This is a genomic window from Vibrio sp. B1REV9 (assembly GCF_905175395.2).
Lineage (GTDB): Bacteria > Pseudomonadota > Gammaproteobacteria > Enterobacterales > Vibrionaceae > Vibrio > Vibrio alfacsensis.
The window spans coordinates 532,470-549,099 of the sequence record NZ_HG992745.1 but is presented as its reverse complement, the minus strand read 5'-3'; the positions used below and the strand labels follow the sequence as shown (position 1 = coordinate 549,099).

Annotated in this window: 15 protein-coding genes; 6 read left to right on the top strand and 9 right to left on the bottom strand. The window is 46.2% G+C overall.

Annotated features, from left to right (window positions below; genetic code table 11):
• Positions 1 to 595: 595 nt before the first annotated feature.
• Positions 596 to 2,770 carry a DNA helicase II gene (gene uvrD / locus KHN78_RS08015; RefSeq protein WP_211915720.1) on the bottom strand — a complete coding sequence of 725 codons (2,175 nt, stop codon included), beginning with the start codon at positions 2,768 to 2,770 and terminating at the stop codon, positions 596 to 598.
• A 282-nt stretch (positions 2,771 to 3,052) separates the two neighbouring features.
• Here uvrD and KHN78_RS08010 point away from each other — a divergent pair, with 282 nt between their 5' ends.
• From KHN78_RS08010 to KHN78_RS07995, 4 genes are all read left to right on the top strand, one after another.
• Entirely contained in the window at positions 3,053 to 3,313 is a 261-nt protein-coding gene (locus tag KHN78_RS08010) for a DUF2282 domain-containing protein (protein ID WP_211915719.1), read from the top strand.
• A gap of 86 nt (positions 3,314 to 3,399) precedes the next feature.
• On the top strand, positions 3,400 to 4,272 hold the full coding sequence (locus KHN78_RS08005; RefSeq protein ID WP_211915718.1) for a DUF692 domain-containing protein: 873 nt from the start codon (positions 3,400 to 3,402) through the stop codon (positions 4,270 to 4,272).
• Positions 4,269 to 5,027: a DNA-binding domain-containing protein gene (locus tag KHN78_RS08000; RefSeq protein ID WP_211915717.1), complete on the top strand. Its 759-nt coding sequence runs from the start codon at positions 4,269 to 4,271 to the stop codon at positions 5,025 to 5,027. Before KHN78_RS08005 ends, KHN78_RS08000 begins: the two co-directional genes overlap by 4 nt.
• A 10-nt stretch (positions 5,028 to 5,037) precedes the next feature.
• On the top strand, positions 5,038 to 5,493 hold the full coding sequence (locus KHN78_RS07995; protein ID WP_211915716.1) for a DoxX family protein: 456 nt from the start codon (positions 5,038 to 5,040) through the stop codon (positions 5,491 to 5,493).
• Positions 5,494 to 5,524: 31 nt separating this feature from the next.
• Here the strand turns inward: KHN78_RS07995 and KHN78_RS07990 are convergent, their stop codons facing one another.
• Positions 5,525 to 5,806, bottom strand: coding sequence for a hypothetical protein (locus tag KHN78_RS07990; protein WP_005443411.1), 282 nt, complete (start codon positions 5,804 to 5,806; stop codon positions 5,525 to 5,527).
• 91 nt (positions 5,807 to 5,897) lie between these two features.
• On the bottom strand, positions 5,898 to 7,091 hold the full coding sequence (locus tag KHN78_RS07985; protein WP_211915715.1) for a multidrug effflux MFS transporter: 1,194 nt from the start codon (positions 7,089 to 7,091) through the stop codon (positions 5,898 to 5,900).
• Between the two features lie 106 nt (positions 7,092 to 7,197).
• On the opposite strand from KHN78_RS07985, the gene KHN78_RS07980 reads away from it, so the two are divergent.
• Together KHN78_RS07980 and KHN78_RS07975 are read left to right on the top strand one after the other, a co-directional pair.
• The gene (locus KHN78_RS07980; protein ID WP_128809828.1) at positions 7,198 to 8,139 is read left to right on the top strand and encodes a LysR substrate-binding domain-containing protein; all 942 of its coding nucleotides are present in this window, start codon (positions 7,198 to 7,200) and stop codon (positions 8,137 to 8,139) included.
• A 203-nt stretch (positions 8,140 to 8,342) separates the two neighbouring features.
• Positions 8,343 to 10,133 (top strand): aminopeptidase P family protein, encoded by a 1,791-nt coding sequence (locus KHN78_RS07975; RefSeq protein WP_211915714.1) that lies wholly within the window; start codon positions 8,343 to 8,345, stop codon positions 10,131 to 10,133.
• 127 nt (positions 10,134 to 10,260) lie between these two features.
• Here KHN78_RS07975 and thiH read toward each other — a convergent pair whose 3' ends face one another.
• The 6 genes from thiH to thiC are packed head-to-tail and all read right to left on the bottom strand — an operon-like array spanning position 10,261 to position 16,604.
• Positions 10,261 to 11,388, bottom strand: a complete 1,128-nt coding sequence (gene thiH / locus KHN78_RS07970) for a 2-iminoacetate synthase ThiH (protein ID WP_211915713.1) — start codon at positions 11,386 to 11,388, stop codon at positions 10,261 to 10,263.
• Positions 11,389 to 11,422: 34 nt separating this feature from the next.
• Positions 11,423 to 12,190 (bottom strand): thiazole synthase, encoded by a 768-nt coding sequence (locus KHN78_RS07965; protein ID WP_005397059.1) that lies wholly within the window; start codon positions 12,188 to 12,190, stop codon positions 11,423 to 11,425.
• 5 nt (positions 12,191 to 12,195) lie between these two features.
• Entirely contained in the window at positions 12,196 to 12,450 is a 255-nt protein-coding gene (gene thiS, locus KHN78_RS07960) for a sulfur carrier protein ThiS (protein ID WP_211915712.1), read from the bottom strand.
• Between the two features lie 38 nt (positions 12,451 to 12,488).
• The gene (locus KHN78_RS07955) at positions 12,489 to 13,262 is read right to left on the bottom strand and encodes a HesA/MoeB/ThiF family protein (protein ID WP_211915711.1); all 774 of its coding nucleotides are present in this window, start codon (positions 13,260 to 13,262) and stop codon (positions 12,489 to 12,491) included.
• Positions 13,249 to 14,664 carry a thiamine phosphate synthase gene (locus tag KHN78_RS07950; protein WP_211915710.1) on the bottom strand — a complete coding sequence of 472 codons (1,416 nt, stop codon included), beginning with the start codon at positions 14,662 to 14,664 and terminating at the stop codon, positions 13,249 to 13,251. The genes KHN78_RS07955 and KHN78_RS07950 overlap by 14 nt, the downstream gene beginning before the upstream one ends.
• Positions 14,664 to 16,604, bottom strand: a complete 1,941-nt coding sequence (gene thiC / locus KHN78_RS07945; RefSeq protein ID WP_211915709.1) for a phosphomethylpyrimidine synthase ThiC — start codon at positions 16,602 to 16,604, stop codon at positions 14,664 to 14,666. Before thiC ends, KHN78_RS07950 begins: the two co-directional genes overlap by 1 nt.
• Positions 16,605 to 16,630: the final 26 nt, after the last annotated feature.

Below are 16,630 nucleotides of genomic sequence, written 5' to 3'. Positions count from 1 at the left end.
TTTAAAATGTTCGTTCTTTTTTTGAACGCCGCTATCTTGGAAAAATATGAATTTCAGCCATTGTTGAGAACCATTAATCACGTAATATTAAACCTGTCGGAAGGATGCTGACACGGAACAGGAAACACCACGGACTTGGTGAACTTCAGGAAGAAGAAACGGTTATTCAGGAAGAATAGTCGGGCATGGATTGCAAAATTGGACATTGAACGGACTCAATAGTAACTAGGATGGTTACTACTAAGGATGGGATATGGACACCTCTGGACGAGGCACGGATTGAACATCAGGAAGATGTCAGGGACACCGCTCAGGGAACAAGTGATGAGAGCTAACGAGGATTGTTAGCAGACCAGGATAAGGTCAAGGACACCGCTAGGAAGGCGATGCAAGGATTACGCTGACGGAATACAGCGAACTATCATGGATTCGATGCATGGAGCACTTTTAGTAGCTGGATTGCTGCGAGTAAGACTATAACCCCGATGGGCGCAAGCCCTCGGGGTTTTTCTTTGTCGTTTGTTGACTCATAAACAGCATAAGAAAGAGCCGCCGCAGCAGCTCTGAATCTTAATACGCTAATTTTTGCAAAGCCTTACAACTTCTCTAATCGAGCGTAAGCGGTCACTAACCATTTGATACCTTCACCGTTAAAGGCGATCTGTACACGACTCTGTGGACCACTGCCCTCGAAGTTGATGATGGTCCCTTCACCAAATTTTGGATGCATAACACGAGAACCAAGCGAAAAACCAGTTTCGTTGAAGCTTTCTTTGACAACTGTTTGGCTGAATCGGCCACTACTTGCAGGACGGCTGACTTGCGCTTTCATGCGAACTTCATCTAAACAAGTTTCTGGCAATTCACGAATAAAACGCGATGGCTTGTGGTATTTATCTTGCCCATACAAGCGGCGCATTTCTGCGTATGTGATGTATAGCTTCTGCATCGCTCGCGTCATACCCACATAACACAATCGGCGCTCTTCTTCTAAACGTCCCGCCTCTTCTGCAGACATTTGGCTTGGGAACATGCCCTCTTCCACACCAACCATAAAGACAAGTGGGAACTCCAAACCTTTCGCACTGTGCAGTGTCATAAGCTGGACTGCATCTTCAAATTCATCCGCCTGTCCCTCACCCGCTTCTAATGCAGCATGAGTTAGGAAAGCTGTCAGTAGCGACATATTTTCAGCTTCTTCCGGCTTTTCGAACTGACGTGTTGCTGTGACCAGTTCTTCCAAGTTTTCTATACGTGCTTTCGACTTTTCGCCTTTTTCTTGCTCGTACATTGCAAACAAGCCGGAATACTTGATCACATGATCCGTTTGGTGATGCAGCGGCATTTCCATCGTGTCGTCTTCTAGTGCAGTAATGAGCTCAATGAAACGGCTCAATGCGCCAGCAGCACGACCAGCTAACACTTGTTCCTCTATCATAGCTACACTCGCTTCCCACATGGTGCAACCGCGATCACGTGCCGCAAAGCGAATCGTTTCTAGTGTCTTATCACCTAGACCACGCGTTGGCGTATTTACCACACGCTCAAATGCCGCATCATCATTACGGTTAGCGATTAACCGCATGTAACTCAACGCATCTTTGATTTCCTGACGTTCGAAGAATCGCATGCCACCATATATACGATAAGGTAGACCTGCTTGGATTAAGGCTTCTTCCAAAACACGCGATTGGGCGTTGTTACGGTAAAGCATCGCAGCATCATTTAAGACACCACCTTTCTCCTGCCACTCTTTGATTTTATTTACCGCGAAACGAGCTTCGTCTAATTCATTGTAAGCGCTGTAAACCGAGATCGGCTCACCGACAACACCATCCGTCCATAGCTCTTTACCCATACGCTCAGTATTGTTCGCAATCAAAGCATTGGAAGCTTCAAGGATCGTTTTGGTTGAACGGTAGTTTTGCTCCAGACGAATGGTATTTACGCTTGGGAATTCGAGGGTAAATTTCTCGATGTTCTCAATTTTAGCGCCACGCCAACCATAAATAGACTGATCATCATCACCGACTATCATCACGTGACATTCAGGGCCTGCCATCATGCGTAGCCAAGCGTATTGGATATTATTGGTATCTTGGAACTCGTCCACCAAAATGTGTTTAAAACGAGCTTGGTAATGCTCACGGACGAACTTGTTATCACGCAGTAGCTCATGCGCACGCAGCAAGATTTCCGCAAAGTCGACCAAACCAGCACGATCACAAGCTTCTTGGTAAGCGGTATACAACTGTAGATAAGTTTTTGTGATTGGATCATGGTAAGCATCAATGTGCGATGGACGCAGGCCCTCATCTTTCTTGCCGTTAATCCACCATGACACTTGACGTGCAGGCCATTGTTTTTCATCTAAATTTTGCGCTTTGATTAAACGTTTTAATAGACGCAGCTGATCGTCGCTGTCAATGATCTGAAAATCTTCAGGTAGCTTTGCATCAAGATAATGCGCACGCAGAATACGGTGGCAAATACCATGAAATGTACCATTCCACATGCCACCTGTACTGCCCATCATTAACTCTTCAATACGACCACGCATCTCTGCCGCAGCCTTATTGGTAAAGGTCACAGACATAATTGAAAACGGAGAAGCTTGCTCTACCGACATCAACCAAGCAATTCGATGAACAAGAACACGAGTCTTACCACTCCCTGCACCAGCAAGGATAAGCAAGTTTTCTAGAGGTGCAGCAACGGCTTCACGTTGTTTATCGTTCAAACCGTCGAGTAATAAAGAGGGATCCATCATGATGAGCGCTACTGGTTATTTATACATAGAAATAGATTATAACCTAAACAATCATTGCAGATGAGACAAAATTTCATAAAAAATTTGATGTATTTTTAAACTACACATCAATCACTTGTTGAAATAATACAGCCACAAATCATTCCAAAATAAATTTATCTGAAAGTTTTTATGCCAATTTCCTATCTTTTTAGTTAAGCACGTTGATGAACAGTAGTCACACAATAAACACTGAATCAGCTTGCCAATCTAAGTAAAGGAAATCACTCAGAGGAACGTATTATGAAAAAGTCGAATCTTGCTGTTACTGCTGCGGTTACCGGCCTTTTAGCACTTGGTGGAACAATGCTCACCGCGACTCCAGCCGTCGCTGCCGACAAAGAGAAATGCTACGGCGTCGCAAAGGCAGGTAAAAATGACTGCGCAACGAAAAGTAGTTCATGTGCTGGTACATCGAAAGAAGACAATCAAAAAGACGCATTTGTTGTAGTACCAAAAGGTCTATGCGACAAACTGACTGGTGGTAGCACCACTTCTTCTTAGTTCTCCTTATGTAAGTTTTGAGGATGCGTTGTTGCTCAACCTACGCATCCTACTCTTTTTCGCACGATTTGAAAAAGGAGTTTCACGTGAAACACCACACCTTCCACGACCTTGTTGGAGTTGGATTAAGAACCCCTCACCTCGATTACTTTAGCCAAAACAAACCCGAGTTATCTTGGTTAGAAATCCACAGTGAAAACTATTTTCAACCCAACGCTACAGAGCGCAATCAATTACAAGCATTGCGCGAGCAGTATCAAATTAGCTGCCATGGCATTGGTCTGTCACTAGGTTCGGTGGAACGTGTGAATCAAAAGCACCTTGCTCAACTTAAAGCGCTGATTGACTCAATCAATCCGATTCTTGTTTCTGACCATTTAAGTTGGAGCGAAAACGGCGGTCACTACTTTAACGACCTACTCCCACTGCCCTACACAGAAGAAGCATTGAAAGTGTTCACTCGAAACTTGGACGAAGTGCAGGATTATTTGCAGCGTGAAATCTTGATAGAGAACCCATCTAGTTATGTGAAGTTTCAACATTCGACCATCAGCGAATGGGAGTTTCTTACCGAAGTGCAAAAGCGCACTGACTGTCGTTTATTGCTCGATCTAAACAATGTTTATGTTTCGGCGTTCAACCACGGTTTTGATTGCGACACATACCTAGATGCAATTCCAGCCGACAAAGTGGATGAGATTCACTTGGCAGGTTTTACCATCAAACAACTCGACAAAGGTGAGATATGGATTGATACCCATAGCCGCCCAGTTAGCGATGAAGTTTGGCAGTTATTCGCGCAGTGGACAAAGAAACACAGTCCACGTCATGCGTTGATTGAATGGGATTTGGATATCCCCGCGCCAGAAGTCTTGCTCGGAGAAGCGCAGAAAGCATCGCAACTGCTATTGCAAGGCACACTCCCAAATGAACAAAGCGAACCAAGGAAGGCATCATGAATCTAGCCACCTTGCAAAGCCAGTTTGCTAAAGCCCTACACTATCAAGCACTCGGTGAAGATTGCGATATTGCCAGTGATGAGTTTACCGCTGATGAACGCATGCAGATTTACCGCAATAACTTTATCGTCAGCTTAAGTGAGGTGTTATCCGCAACCTACCCGATGGTTGAAGCGCTATTTGGTGAAGAATGCTTTGAACAGATGGCTCGCCAGCACGTTCTCACTTATCCATTGGAAGAGGGAGATGTAGTGCATTATGGCAAAGACTTTCAAGACACCATCATGCAGTTTAGTCAGGTGATCGCACAAGCACCTTACAGCCCTGAAGTCGCACGCTTCGAGTGGCATATCGACCTCGCTCGTCAAGCACAGTATGAACAACCCAATGCAGCAGAATTAAAACCGCTTACGTTACTTAGAGAAGTGAGTGAAGAGCAACAACCCGCTTTGGTTTTGCATCTTAAGCAAGGCTGCCGCAGCTTTGACTCTAGCTACGCAGTCTTTGATTTGTTTAGCGCAATTCAAACTGGGCAGTTCGAACAACTTAATATCAACCAATTACAGCAAGGTGTTATCTCGATTCAAGCCAATGGAGAAGCCTTGTGTCACGCACTCGATGCCGATGTGTTCCAACTGCTGCAATGTTTAGAGCAGAAGCAGAGTTTGAGCGAAGTACCTGAAGTTTTACTCGCTCATCTCAATAGCATCATGGCACTCGATCTCGTCGACGGCTTTACATTGAAATCAATCTAAGGAGCACTCTATGACGGATACGGTTAAAAACTTAGTCAATCGGTACGACGATTTAATCAGTACTCTACAAGCTGGCTTTGTCCCTTTACTGCTTCTCTTTTGTCGCTTGTGGGTTGCATGGGTATTCTTCAATTCAGGGCTAATTAAAATCTCGTCTTGGGATAGCACACTGTATTTATTTGAGCTGGAATACCAAGTACCAATACTGCCATGGGAACTAGCGGCTTACTTAGGTACGGCAGCAGAATTAGTTCTACCTGTGTTCTTGGCACTAGGATTGATTACCCGCCCGATGGCTGCGATTCTGTTTGTGTTTAATATTATCGCAGTGGTCTCTTACCCACTGCTGTGGGAGAAAGGCTTTTATGACCACCAACTCTGGGGTTTGATGATTCTTATCGTCATTGTGTGGGGACCAGGACCACTGTCTCTCGACCATATCCTGAAGAAGAAAATTACCAACTAAAAAAATCCCCGCATGATGCGGGGATTTTTTATTATTTGTTTAAGTAAGCCAGTAGCTCTTCAGCAGAGATGCCTTGCTTCGCGAGGTCTTTTGCCATCTGTTCTACTTGCTCGCCCTTACGTGACTCAATCACTTGCTGAAATTGATACACAAGATCACGTAATACTGGCACAGGAACTTGTTTTGCCGCGCTACGAATGCGCTCAGAGCTTTGGTTGCCTAATTCGTTTAGCAACTTACCAAACATCACCTTTTCTGGTGACTCTTCCATTTGCTCTAGGATACGAGCCATTTCATACGTGGTTAACGACATTACTTTATGAGTTCCGTTATGGTGTCGAGAATAGTTTGAATGACAAATATACACGCGTTAGTAACATTGGAAAATACTAAATTACCAAGTTTTACGCATTGGCCAATTTCGCATGCCAGTTCTTACCAGCTTTGCTAAACAGAATCACCAACGCTGGAAGTAATACCCACATATGAATCGCAATCAGAGTTTGCGGCTCAAGTGACAAGCGTTGTAGCGTACCGACCAACAAACCTGCACCGCTCATCTGGAACAAACCAAGCAGTGCAGCCGCAGTACCCGCTTTATCACCAAACGGTTCCAACGCTTTACCTGCTGCGGCGCCAAGAATCCAAGCAAAGCCGACCGATGAGATAAAGATTGGTAGCATGAAAGACAGCGCCGTGTTGTGCTCTTTCATCACCATCATGATCACACCAGCAATCGCAAGTAAGCAGATACCAACAACAAGCGAATTATGCGTACCCCAGTGATCCATAAATTTCGGTGCTAGCAGACAAGCTGCGATATTAAATGCTGCGTTCAGACCAAACCAGAAAGTGAATTCATTCATCGACAGTCCCATACCTGTCATCAACACCACGGGGGCAGACGTTACGTAAGCAAGAATCACAGCCATCGCCATCAAACACAGTGATGCGTGGAAGATGAATGACGGCGTACTCAGCACTGCCCAGTAACGACTTAATTTAAAGACCGCTTGTTTCTCTGTGGCCGGGTTAGTTTCCTTCAGGCCCGAAAACATCAGCGCACCAGCAATAACAGCGAAAACAGCCATAAAGCTGAAGTTTGCACGCCAATCAAATTGCTGGGTTAGCCAACTGCCTAAAATAGGCGCCAATGCAGGGATAAAGCAGATCGCCCCGTTAAGGTAACTGATCATTTTGCCACTTTTTTCCGGACCGAATATATCGCGAACTGTTGCAAAGGCTGCTACAGATGTTGCACATGCACCTAAGCCTTGTAGCAAACGAGCCGTCAACATCCACTCAATATTTTGAGCACTCCACGCCAATACAGCGCTCAATGCGTAGATGGTGATACCTCCCAATGCAACAGTTCGACGTCCAAGTTTATCTGCCAAGGGACCAGCGAATAGCTGACCAACACCCATAGCAAATAGGAACCAAGTGATGGTGTCTTGTGCCAGTGCATTTTCTACCTGAAAAGTGGACGCGATAAGAGGCAAAGCAGGTAGGTAGATATCAATCGCAAGCGGACTGAACAGAACTAACATGGTCAACAGCGCCATCTGTTTTTTGCTATTTGTAATATGGCTAGACACAAAACACTCCAAATTGAACAAGAACTTTGCGCAAAGCTTAATCATCTGATGATATGAATGGAAATGATGTATACTCATGACCATTATTCCCACGAGGAAAATCACTGTGAACGTCGAAAAATTAGTGCGTTTAGACCTCAATTTGTTGGTCTGTTTTAAGGTATTGATGGAAGAGCTTAATGTCACTCGAGCTGCGCACCGGCTGTGCTTGAGCCAGTCTGCGGTGAGTAAATCTTTGGCCAAGTTACGCACTCAGTTTGATGACCCTTTGTTCACTCGAAACTCACACGGATTGACGCCTACACCGCGTGCATTGTTCCTTAAGCCGAAACTAGATCTGTTGATAAACCAACTTGAGGTGCTGACTCAACCTGAAGAGTTCTCTCCACAGAGCAGTGAGTACCGTTTTCAAATCGCAGCGGTAGAGAGTGTCTACCCGCTAATTCTGCCCCACTTCTTGCCAGCAATATTCCAACAAGCACCAGGCGTGACCATAAGCACCCACTCTTGGTCGGAACAAACGTTCAAGATGATTCAGCGCGGTGAAATCGATTTAGGCATGACGGGTCGAGATATCGACATCAACGATGCCAAGCTGACTATGCTGCCGCCAGATGACATTTGTGAGCAGGAAATCTATCGCGACCACCAAATGTGCATCGTACGTAAAGACCACCCGGCTTTGCGTGGTAATTGGAACTTAGAAGCTTATCTAGCCCTGCGCCATGTTCAGGTGCGTTGTGATGGCAACGACCGTTGGTTGCTCGACTATCGCCTAGCCGACATTGGTCGCGAACGTGATATCGCAGTCACCGTACCGGACTTTAACAGTGCCGCCAGTTTGTGTTCATACACTGATTTTGTGTTTACCGCGCCAAGCCACTTTGTGAAGCTGGCAGCCAAACAACACGACATGGCATTGCTACCTCTGCCACTCGAATTCCCGCCAATGGCTTACACTTTGTTCTGGCACCGAGACAGAGAAAATGACCCAGCTTTAACTTGGCTACGTACCATGATCACGCAAAAAACCGATCATCTTAGATAAAAATCCCGGACGCAATTTGCGCTCTTACGGTAAAATGAGTAGCTTAACAGTCGATAGTCCTTTTTGGCTCATCTATGGTCTGTTGTACTCCGACTCTATTGAAGTGATTGCGAACCTCAATGGAATCGTAAACTGCATGAAGCAGATGGAAACAGCTCCCACACCTGAGCATGAAGGAGCGGTAATTTGAAGGAATAACACAGATGCACAACGATACCCAAAGCCGCGTGAATGCAATTCGCGAATGGCTAGCACAACATAATATTGATGCCCTACTTGTCCCTCATGAAGACGAGTACTTGGGCGAATACGTACCAGCGCACAACGAGCGTTTACATTGGCTAACAGGTTTTACCGGTTCTGCTGGTGCTGCGGTAATCACCAAAGACAAAGCCGCTATCTTTGTTGATGGTCGCTACACGGTACAAGTAACTAAGCAGGTTCCTGCTGATCTATTCGAATACCGTCACCTGATTGAAGAGCCTGCGCTAGATTGGATTAAAGACCATCTTGCAAATGGTGCGTCTGTGGCAATCGACCCTCGCATGCACAACTCAGCTTGGCTAGACATGGCACAAGCAAAACTTGCAGGTGCACTTGAGCTTAAGATTCTCGACAGCAACCCAATTGATGAGCTGTGGCACGACCGCCCTGCTCCTGTGGTTTCTGATGTTCGCCTAATGGCAACAGAAGCGGTTGGACAATCAAGCGAAAGCAAACGCCAAGAAATCGCAGAGCTCGTAAAAAAAGCCGGCGCAGACAGCGCAGTGATCACAGCACTTGATTCTATCTGTTGGTTGCTCAACGTTCGTGGTCTTGATGTATCTCGCCTACCGGTTCTGCTTTCTCACGCGATTCTGCATTCAGATTCAAGCGTGGAATACTTCCTAGATCCAGCTCGCCTACCTGCTGAGTTTGACGCTCACGTTGGTACGGGCGTAACAGTTCATCAACCAGAAGCATTGCAAGCGCGACTAGAAACCCTCACTGGCAAGAATGTACTGGTTGACCCTGCGACAAGTAACGCGTGGTTTAAGTTGGTTCTTCAAAACGCTGGCGCATCAGTGGTGAGTAAAGCCGATCCATGCCTGATGCCAAAAGCGGCGAAGAACGCAGTTGAAATCGCGGGCATGAAAGCATGTCATATCCGCGATGGAGTTGCGATGAGTAAGTTCCTATCTTGGTTAGATGCAGAAGTCGTTGCAGGTAATCTGCATGATGAAGCAACACTGGCAGACAAACTAGAAGCATTCCGTAGCGAAGATCCGACACTTATGGACCTTAGCTTCGATACCATTTCGGCAGCAGGTGGCAACGCGGCGATGTGTCACTACAACCACGAAAACCAACCTGAACCAGGTAAGCTAGAACTGAACACACTTTACCTAGTGGATTCAGGCGGTCAGTATCTAGATGGCACGACAGATATCACGCGTACCATCGCGATCGGTCAGCCTTCACAAGAGATGATAAAACAATTCACTCTTGCACTAAAAGGTCACATCGGTGTTGCTCGTGCACGTTTTCCGAAAGGTACACGTGGTTACCAAATCGATACGCTAGCTCGTCAGCACCTATGGGCGGAAGGCTACGATTACGATCACGGTACTGGTCACGGTGTTGGTCACTTCCTAAGTGTTCATGAAGGTCCAGCGAGCATTTCGAAGAAGCAAATCGACGTGCCTCTAACAGAGGGAATGGTGCTATCCAACGAGCCGGGCTACTACCGTGCAGATGCGTTTGGTATCCGTATCGAGAACCTAGAGCTTGTTGTTGAAACCCCAACTAACGGTGACTTCCCCGTTCTGTCATTTGAGTCGCTAACACGCTGCCCAATCGACAAGCGCAACATCAATGTTGATATGCTAACTCGTCCAGAGCTTGCTTGGCTGAATGACTACCATCAGAAGGTTTGGGATGAGATCAGCCCGCTAGTTGAAGGTGATGTGAAAGAGTGGCTTCGTCAAGCAACGCTACCATTAGCATACAGCTAGAAGCTAGAAGCTAGAAGCTAGAAGCTAGAAGCTAGAAAAAGTAGAGGGTTGATGTTTTGCATACCACCTTCTTTTTTGCCTATGTTTCACGTGAAACATAACGATGACCAGTGGCTTTCTTTACTACTTAACCAGAATACGCCGAGTGCCAATCTCGCCATACTGGGTCAAAGCCTTTGGCTCGAATCATATCTTCCACAGAACCCGCACTTCGTTCATCACTGATCTCAAACTGCTCGAGTTCAACATCATCCATCGCATACCCACCCGGCTGAGTTTTCGATGCTGCAGACATACTGGTAATGCCTAACGGCAATGCGTTGTCTCTGAACTTCGGTGACTCACGAGTCGATAATGACAACTCCACTTCTGGATTCAACAAACGATAAGCGCAAATCAACTGAACAAGCTGCTTATCCGTCATGACTGATTTTGGCTGCTTTCCGTTTAAAGAACTGGCCCCCTCACAAGGACGCAAACGCGGGAAAGAAATCGAGTAACGAGTCTGCCAATACGTGCGCTCAAGATAGTCCAAGTGCGCTGCCACATAAAAACAGTCGGTACGCCACTCTTCCAACCCGATCAAAGCACCGATACCGATCTTATCGATGCCTGCTTTTGCAAGACGATCGGGTGTATCCAATCGGTATTCGAAATCCATCTTATTGCCACGCAGATGGTGCTCGGCGTAAGTCGAAGGATGATATGTTTCTTGATAGACCATCACCGCATCTAAACCCAATGTCTTGAGCTCTGCGTATTCGTCTTGATCTAGCGGCTGCACTTCCATCGCCAAATAGTTAAAGCGCTTCTTAATCATCGGCACCATTTCGCGAAAGTATTTCATGCCCACTTTGGTTTCGTGTTCACCAGTCACCAGCAATACGCTATCAAACTTCATGCGTTTAATGGCTTCGACTTCTGCAGCCACTTCGTCCCTATTCAAAGTGCGACGCTTGATTCTGTTCTCCATCGAGAAGCCACAATAAGTACAAGCATTGGCGCACAAGTTAGAAAGGTACAATGGAATATAAAGCGACATGGTATTACCAAAACGCTTGCGAGTTGCCGAGTATGACAACTGCGCCATTTGCTCTAAATATCCTTCAGCCGCTGGTGAAATTAGCGCTTTAAAGTCTTCCAAATCACGCTTGGGTTTATTCAATGCTCGCTCAACATCTTGTGCCGTTTTCGCGTAGATCGACATCGAAATGTCATCCCAATTGAGCTGCTTAAATTGTTCAACGAAGCTCATGTTTTCCTCGCTTAATAGCTAAACCAATCTAGGACTAAAGCTCATCTAGGAATGACGTCAGTGGACTCGACGCAACCGCATGAGAAACCTTACCAGCAAGTCCGGCTTCATAAGCCATACGCCCCGACTCTACCGCCAACTTAAATGCCTTCGCCATCGCAACGGGATCGCTCGAAGCTGCAATCGCAGTATTGACGAGCACGGCATCCGCGCCCATTTCCATCGCTCGCGCGGCATGTGAAGGTGCGCCAATACCCGCATCGACAACGACAGGAACATTAGCTTGGTCGATAATGATCTCTAGGAAATCGTGAGAAACTATCCCTTTGTTAGAACCGATCGGCGCACCTAATGGCATGACCGCAGCACAGCCTACTTCTTCCAATCGTTTACATAAAACTGGGTCAGCATGACAGTAAGGAAGCACAATGAAACCTTCGCGAACCAATTGCTCTGCGGCTGCAAGTGTCTCAATTGGATCGGGCATCAAGTACTTCGGGTCTGGATGAATTTCCAGTTTTAGCCAGTTAGTCCCCAACGCTTCTCGCGCCAGTTGTGCAGCAAACACAGCATCTTTAGCATTCTTTGCACCTGAGGTGTTCGGTAGTAAGTTCACACCCGCTTGTACTAACGGCAGCAAAATATCGTCTTGTTGATCGTTCACATCCACACGCTTCAACGCCATGGTTGCAAGTTGAGATCCCGACACTTGAATCGCTTCTGCCATTAGTCGGCTGTTGGCAAACTTCCCTGTTCCCGTGAACAGTCTTGATTCGAATTGTTTATCACCAATTTTAAGCATCGACTTTAACCCCCTGCGATCGCTTGAAACAAAGAGATGCAATCTCCCTGTGAAAGAACTGTGCTAGCCCACTCACTGCGTGGCACAACATTGTTATTAATAGCAAAAACACAGCCCATTTCAGGCAGCGCAAATTGACTAATGATTTGCTGTAGATTCGACTGACTGGCAACTTGATGTGACTGATCATTGATGACAATAGTGATCACATCTAAGTCAGCAGCGGTCATTTGTGTTGTTTGTGGTTCTGATAACGTCATTGCTTCCAACTCTCTTAATTCTACCCATGACTCGTAAGCTAAATCTGAGCACACACTTGGCACTGTTTATCTTTACTTATCGCCATGGTTTGCCATTGCAGTTTCAACCCATCAAACAGATGCAACTTGGCAGTCTCGACATGAAACTTTCCCGTCGCCAGTTTTTGAATTGCCGCTATCGCTTGGTAGTTACCAAGTGTGCCCACCACCGGACCGACGACACCGCTCTCACTGCATTTTTGACTTTGTGGTAGTTCGTCAAACGGATACAAGCAGCGGTAACAGGCTTTACTCTGCGCTTCTTGTTCACTTGGTATTTGGTAATCAAAGACAGCGAATTGTCCTTGCCAACCAATTGCCGCCGCTGAGATAAGTGGCGTATTTTGCTCGAAACAAACTTGGTTAATGAGCTGGCGCGTTGGCATGTTATCGGTGCAGTCGAGCACCACATCCGCTAGCATCACCTCAAGTTGAAGCTGTGCTTTGTCTAATCGCTTATTGAGAGCACGAACTTGAACCATAGAATTAAGGCCAGTCAGTTGCTTTACAGTAGCTTCTGTTTTCGCAACTTGGAGGTCTTGTTCACGATAAATGATCTGACGTTGTAGGTTACTGCTATCAACTTCATCGTCATCAACCACAACCAATTTACCAACACCCGCTGACGCCAAATACAAACTCGCAGCACTTCCTAACCCACCACAACCGATGATCAGCACATGAGATTTACTCAAACGCTCTTGCCCACTTTCAGCAATTTCAGGTAGAGCGACTTGGCGTTGATAGCGAATGAATTGCTTATCCGTGAGCATGCTCGCCTCTCTTGGTATTCGCCAATTCACTATTCTGATCAGTAAACGTTAGTTGTCTTTCCTTCATCAGTTGTGCAAAAAACTCAATAACGGACTGAGGTGATTCTGCCAACGTAATAGCTCGCACAACTGCCAAACTGGAAACACCTGTTTGCCAAACTTGACCTGCATTAGATTGGTCAATGCCACCAATTGCAACCGTCGGAAAGCCAAGCACATAGTCACTAACTGCTTTGTCTTTTGCAGGACGGAAAGCCAGATCTTTGTTTCCGTAAGGAATGCTATCAATCAGCTTTTGATACAGTGCTAAGCGCACCAAACCTTGTGGTTTCGATGGCATCTGTTTAGTGGTGGTTGGGAAAATATGCCCTAGCGCGATGTAACTAGGATGAATTTGTACGATGCGCAGTAGCTCATAATAACCATGAGTAGAAAGACCAAGACGAATGCCGGCTTTAGTTAGCTGAGCCAAATTCGATTCTTCAATGTCTTCTTGTCCCAGGTGAACACCATAAGCGCCATGCTTGATTGCCAACTGCCAATAGTCATTGATGAACACTTGTGCTTGATACTGACGACCTAGCTCAATTGCTCGAATGATCTGTTGTTCTAAATCGGCTCGTTGTGAGTTCTTGATTCGCAGTTGAATAGTGTTGATGCCTAGTGGCAGTAGACGCTCAATCCAAACAACATCATCAACGACTGGATAGAGCCCTAGATTTTGCTTAGTTAGAGTTGGAAAGCTAATGCTCTCCCCTTGTGCTGACCAACCAACTTGAATACCGAGTCGGTTATCCTCCAGTACAGGTGTGGGGAAATCATCAAATTCGTCAGCCCACAGAGTAGCTCTTCCCTCGTCAAGGTTGTCATTCAACAGTGTTTCACGTGAAACATTCGCTTGTTGAGTTAGCATTCCTCGAGCAAGTGTTAACGCATCTTCGATAGGAAAATCGAGTACTCTCAGCGTTACTATCCAAGCAAGGTGATGTTCGGGATCGAACATTGCGTTGGGTTTAGACTTAACGGAAAGCGCTCTCACTTCGTTGTTAATTGGGTGACGCCAGATATCAAGCTGAAGCACTTTCTCCTTTTCATCGGATACCTGCGTATCAGCAATGCCAATATAAATTGCTTTCGACGGTTGCTTAGCACACGCTTCTACCGATAAAGCAGAGCGGTAATAGAACACAAATGAACTCTCATGTTCAGAGTCATAATCATCAAGGAGATCAGTCGTTATGTGTGTGGTCTGTTGGTCGCGAACGAGCTGAATAGATTGAGTTAGGCTCACACCCAACTCAATGTCTTCGATACTAAAACCCTGTTCTTTCGCCAACAACAAACATTGCTGAACTAAACCTGTCAGTTCAATCAATGATGACGGAATAAGGATTTTGCTCATTAGTCACTTACCTCGGCATGTGCTGCTGGGTGGTATAACTCAGAACCTGTATCTCTAAATTCTTGCGATTTCTGACGCATACCCTCAAGAGGGTCATCGAGCATTTTGATCGAGATAGCTTGGTCCGCAGCAACTTGCTCAGTGTCTTTCGCATATTCTCGAACCTCTTGCGAAATCTTCATAGAGCAGAACTTTGGTCCGCACATCGAACAGAAGTGAGCAACTTTTCCAGACTCTTGAGGCAAGGTTTCGTCATGGAAAGCGCGCGCGGTATCAGGGTCAAGTGACAAGTTGAATTGGTCTTCCCAGCGGAACTCGAAGCGAGCTTTAGAAAGCGCGTTATCACGAACTTGTGCACCTGGGTGTCCCTTAGCCAAATCAGCGGCGTGCGCAGCAAGCTTATAAGTGATCATGCCTACTTTCACATCTTCTTTGTTTGGTAAGCCAAGATGCTCTTTAGGAGTTACGTAGCAAAGCATTGCACAGCCATACCAGCCAATCATGGCAGCGCCAATACCTGAAGTAATATGGTCGTAACCAGGAGCGACGTCTGTCGTCAGTGGACCAAGTGTGTAGAAAGGGGCTTCATGGCAGTGCTCCAACTGCTCTTCCATGTTCTCTTTGATCATATGCATTGGAACATGACCGGGACCTTCGATAATCACCTGTACGTCGTATTCCCACGCAATCTTGGTTAACTCACCAAGGGTACGAAGCTCAGCAAATTGCGCTTCGTCGTTCGCATCGGCAACCGAACCAGGACGCAGACCATCACCGAGAGATAGTGCGACATCATACTTAGCACAGATTTCACAGATCTCTCGGAAGTGAGTATATAAGAAGCTTTCTTGGTGATGCGCTAAACACCATTTCGCGATGATAGAACCACCACGAGAAACGATGCCAGTAACGCGTTTTGCAGTCATTGGCACATAACGAAGTAGTAAACCGGCATGGATAGTAAAGTAGTCAACGCCCTGCTCTGCTTGCTCGATCAGAGTATCGCGCATCACTTCCCAGTTAAGATTTTCCGCAACACCATTCACTTTCTCAAGCGCTTGGTACATTGGTACGGTACCGATAGGAACCGGACTGTTACGTAGAATCCACTCGCGAGTTTCGTGAATATTGCGCCCAGTAGAGAGATCCATAACGGTATCGCCACCCCAGCGCGTCGCCCACACTAGTTTCTCTACTTCTTCTTCAATCGAAGAAGTGACCGATGAGTTACCGATGTTGGCGTTCACTTTGACCAAAAAGTTACGCCCAATGATCATTGGTTCGGATTCTGGGTGGTTGATATTAGACGGGATAATCGCGCGACCTTCGGCGACTTCTTTACGCACAAACTCGGCAGTAATGTCTTTTGGAAGATTCGCTCCAAAGCTTTGACCCGGATGCTGTTGATTTAGCACTTCATCACGGTATTGAGCACGCCCCATATTTTCACGCAGGGCGATGTATTCCATTTCAGGGGTGATAATACCTTTGCGAGCATAGTGCAATTGAGTCACGCACTGCCCACTTTTAGCACGTCGAATACGTGGTAGATTACCATAACGAAGATCGTCTAGTGTATCGTCTTCTAAGCGTTCTTTGGTGTAAACCGAACTTACTTCATCAAGTAGCTCAGTATCGGTACGCTCTTCAATCCACCTTTCTCTCAGCTTAGGCAAGCCGTTGTAGAGGTCTATTGTGTGTTCTGGATCTGTGTATACACCCGAGGTATCGTAAACGCGTACTGGCTCGTTAGGCTCGAAAATAGGCGCTTCCTTTGTGCCTCCAATAAGGCTATCAGCGAGTGATATTTCACGCATTGGCACACGAATATCAGGACGTGAACCCTCTACGTAGACTTTGCTTGAATTGGGGTACGGTTGTACCGAAAGTGTATCAATGAACTGTTTTGCTTCCAGTCTCGCTTGCTTGCGACTCGACATAGCATTTTTCCTTGCTTTGTTATGCT

What these genes read in the sequence shown, in the direction of transcription:
- uvrD (WP_211915720.1), bottom strand. Translation starts at nt 2,770, where the DNA reads ATGATGGATCCCTCTTTATTACTCGACGGTTTGAACGATAAACAACGT.
- KHN78_RS07955 (WP_211915711.1), bottom strand. Translation starts at nt 13,262, where the DNA reads ATGCTCACGGATAAGCAATTCATTCGCTATCAACGCCAAGTCGCTCTA.
- KHN78_RS08000 (WP_211915717.1), top strand. Translation starts at nt 4,269, where the DNA reads ATGAATCTAGCCACCTTGCAAAGCCAGTTTGCTAAAGCCCTACACTAT.
- KHN78_RS07995 (WP_211915716.1), top strand. Translation starts at nt 5,038, where the DNA reads ATGACGGATACGGTTAAAAACTTAGTCAATCGGTACGACGATTTAATC.
- KHN78_RS08010 (WP_211915719.1), top strand. Translation starts at nt 3,053, where the DNA reads ATGAAAAAGTCGAATCTTGCTGTTACTGCTGCGGTTACCGGCCTTTTA.
- thiH (WP_211915713.1), bottom strand. Translation starts at nt 11,388, where the DNA reads ATGAGCTTCGTTGAACAATTTAAGCAGCTCAATTGGGATGACATTTCG.
- KHN78_RS07965 (WP_005397059.1), bottom strand. Translation starts at nt 12,190, where the DNA reads ATGCTTAAAATTGGTGATAAACAATTCGAATCAAGACTGTTCACGGGA.
- thiS (WP_211915712.1), bottom strand. Translation starts at nt 12,450, where the DNA reads ATGACGTTATCAGAACCACAAACAACACAAATGACCGCTGCTGACTTA.
- KHN78_RS07990 (WP_005443411.1), bottom strand. Translation starts at nt 5,806, where the DNA reads ATGTCGTTAACCACGTATGAAATGGCTCGTATCCTAGAGCAAATGGAA.
- thiC (WP_211915709.1), bottom strand. Translation starts at nt 16,604, where the DNA reads ATGTCGAGTCGCAAGCAAGCGAGACTGGAAGCAAAACAGTTCATTGAT.
- KHN78_RS07950 (WP_211915710.1), bottom strand. Translation starts at nt 14,664, where the DNA reads ATGAGCAAAATCCTTATTCCGTCATCATTGATTGAACTGACAGGTTTA.
- KHN78_RS07975 (WP_211915714.1), top strand. Translation starts at nt 8,343, where the DNA reads ATGCACAACGATACCCAAAGCCGCGTGAATGCAATTCGCGAATGGCTA.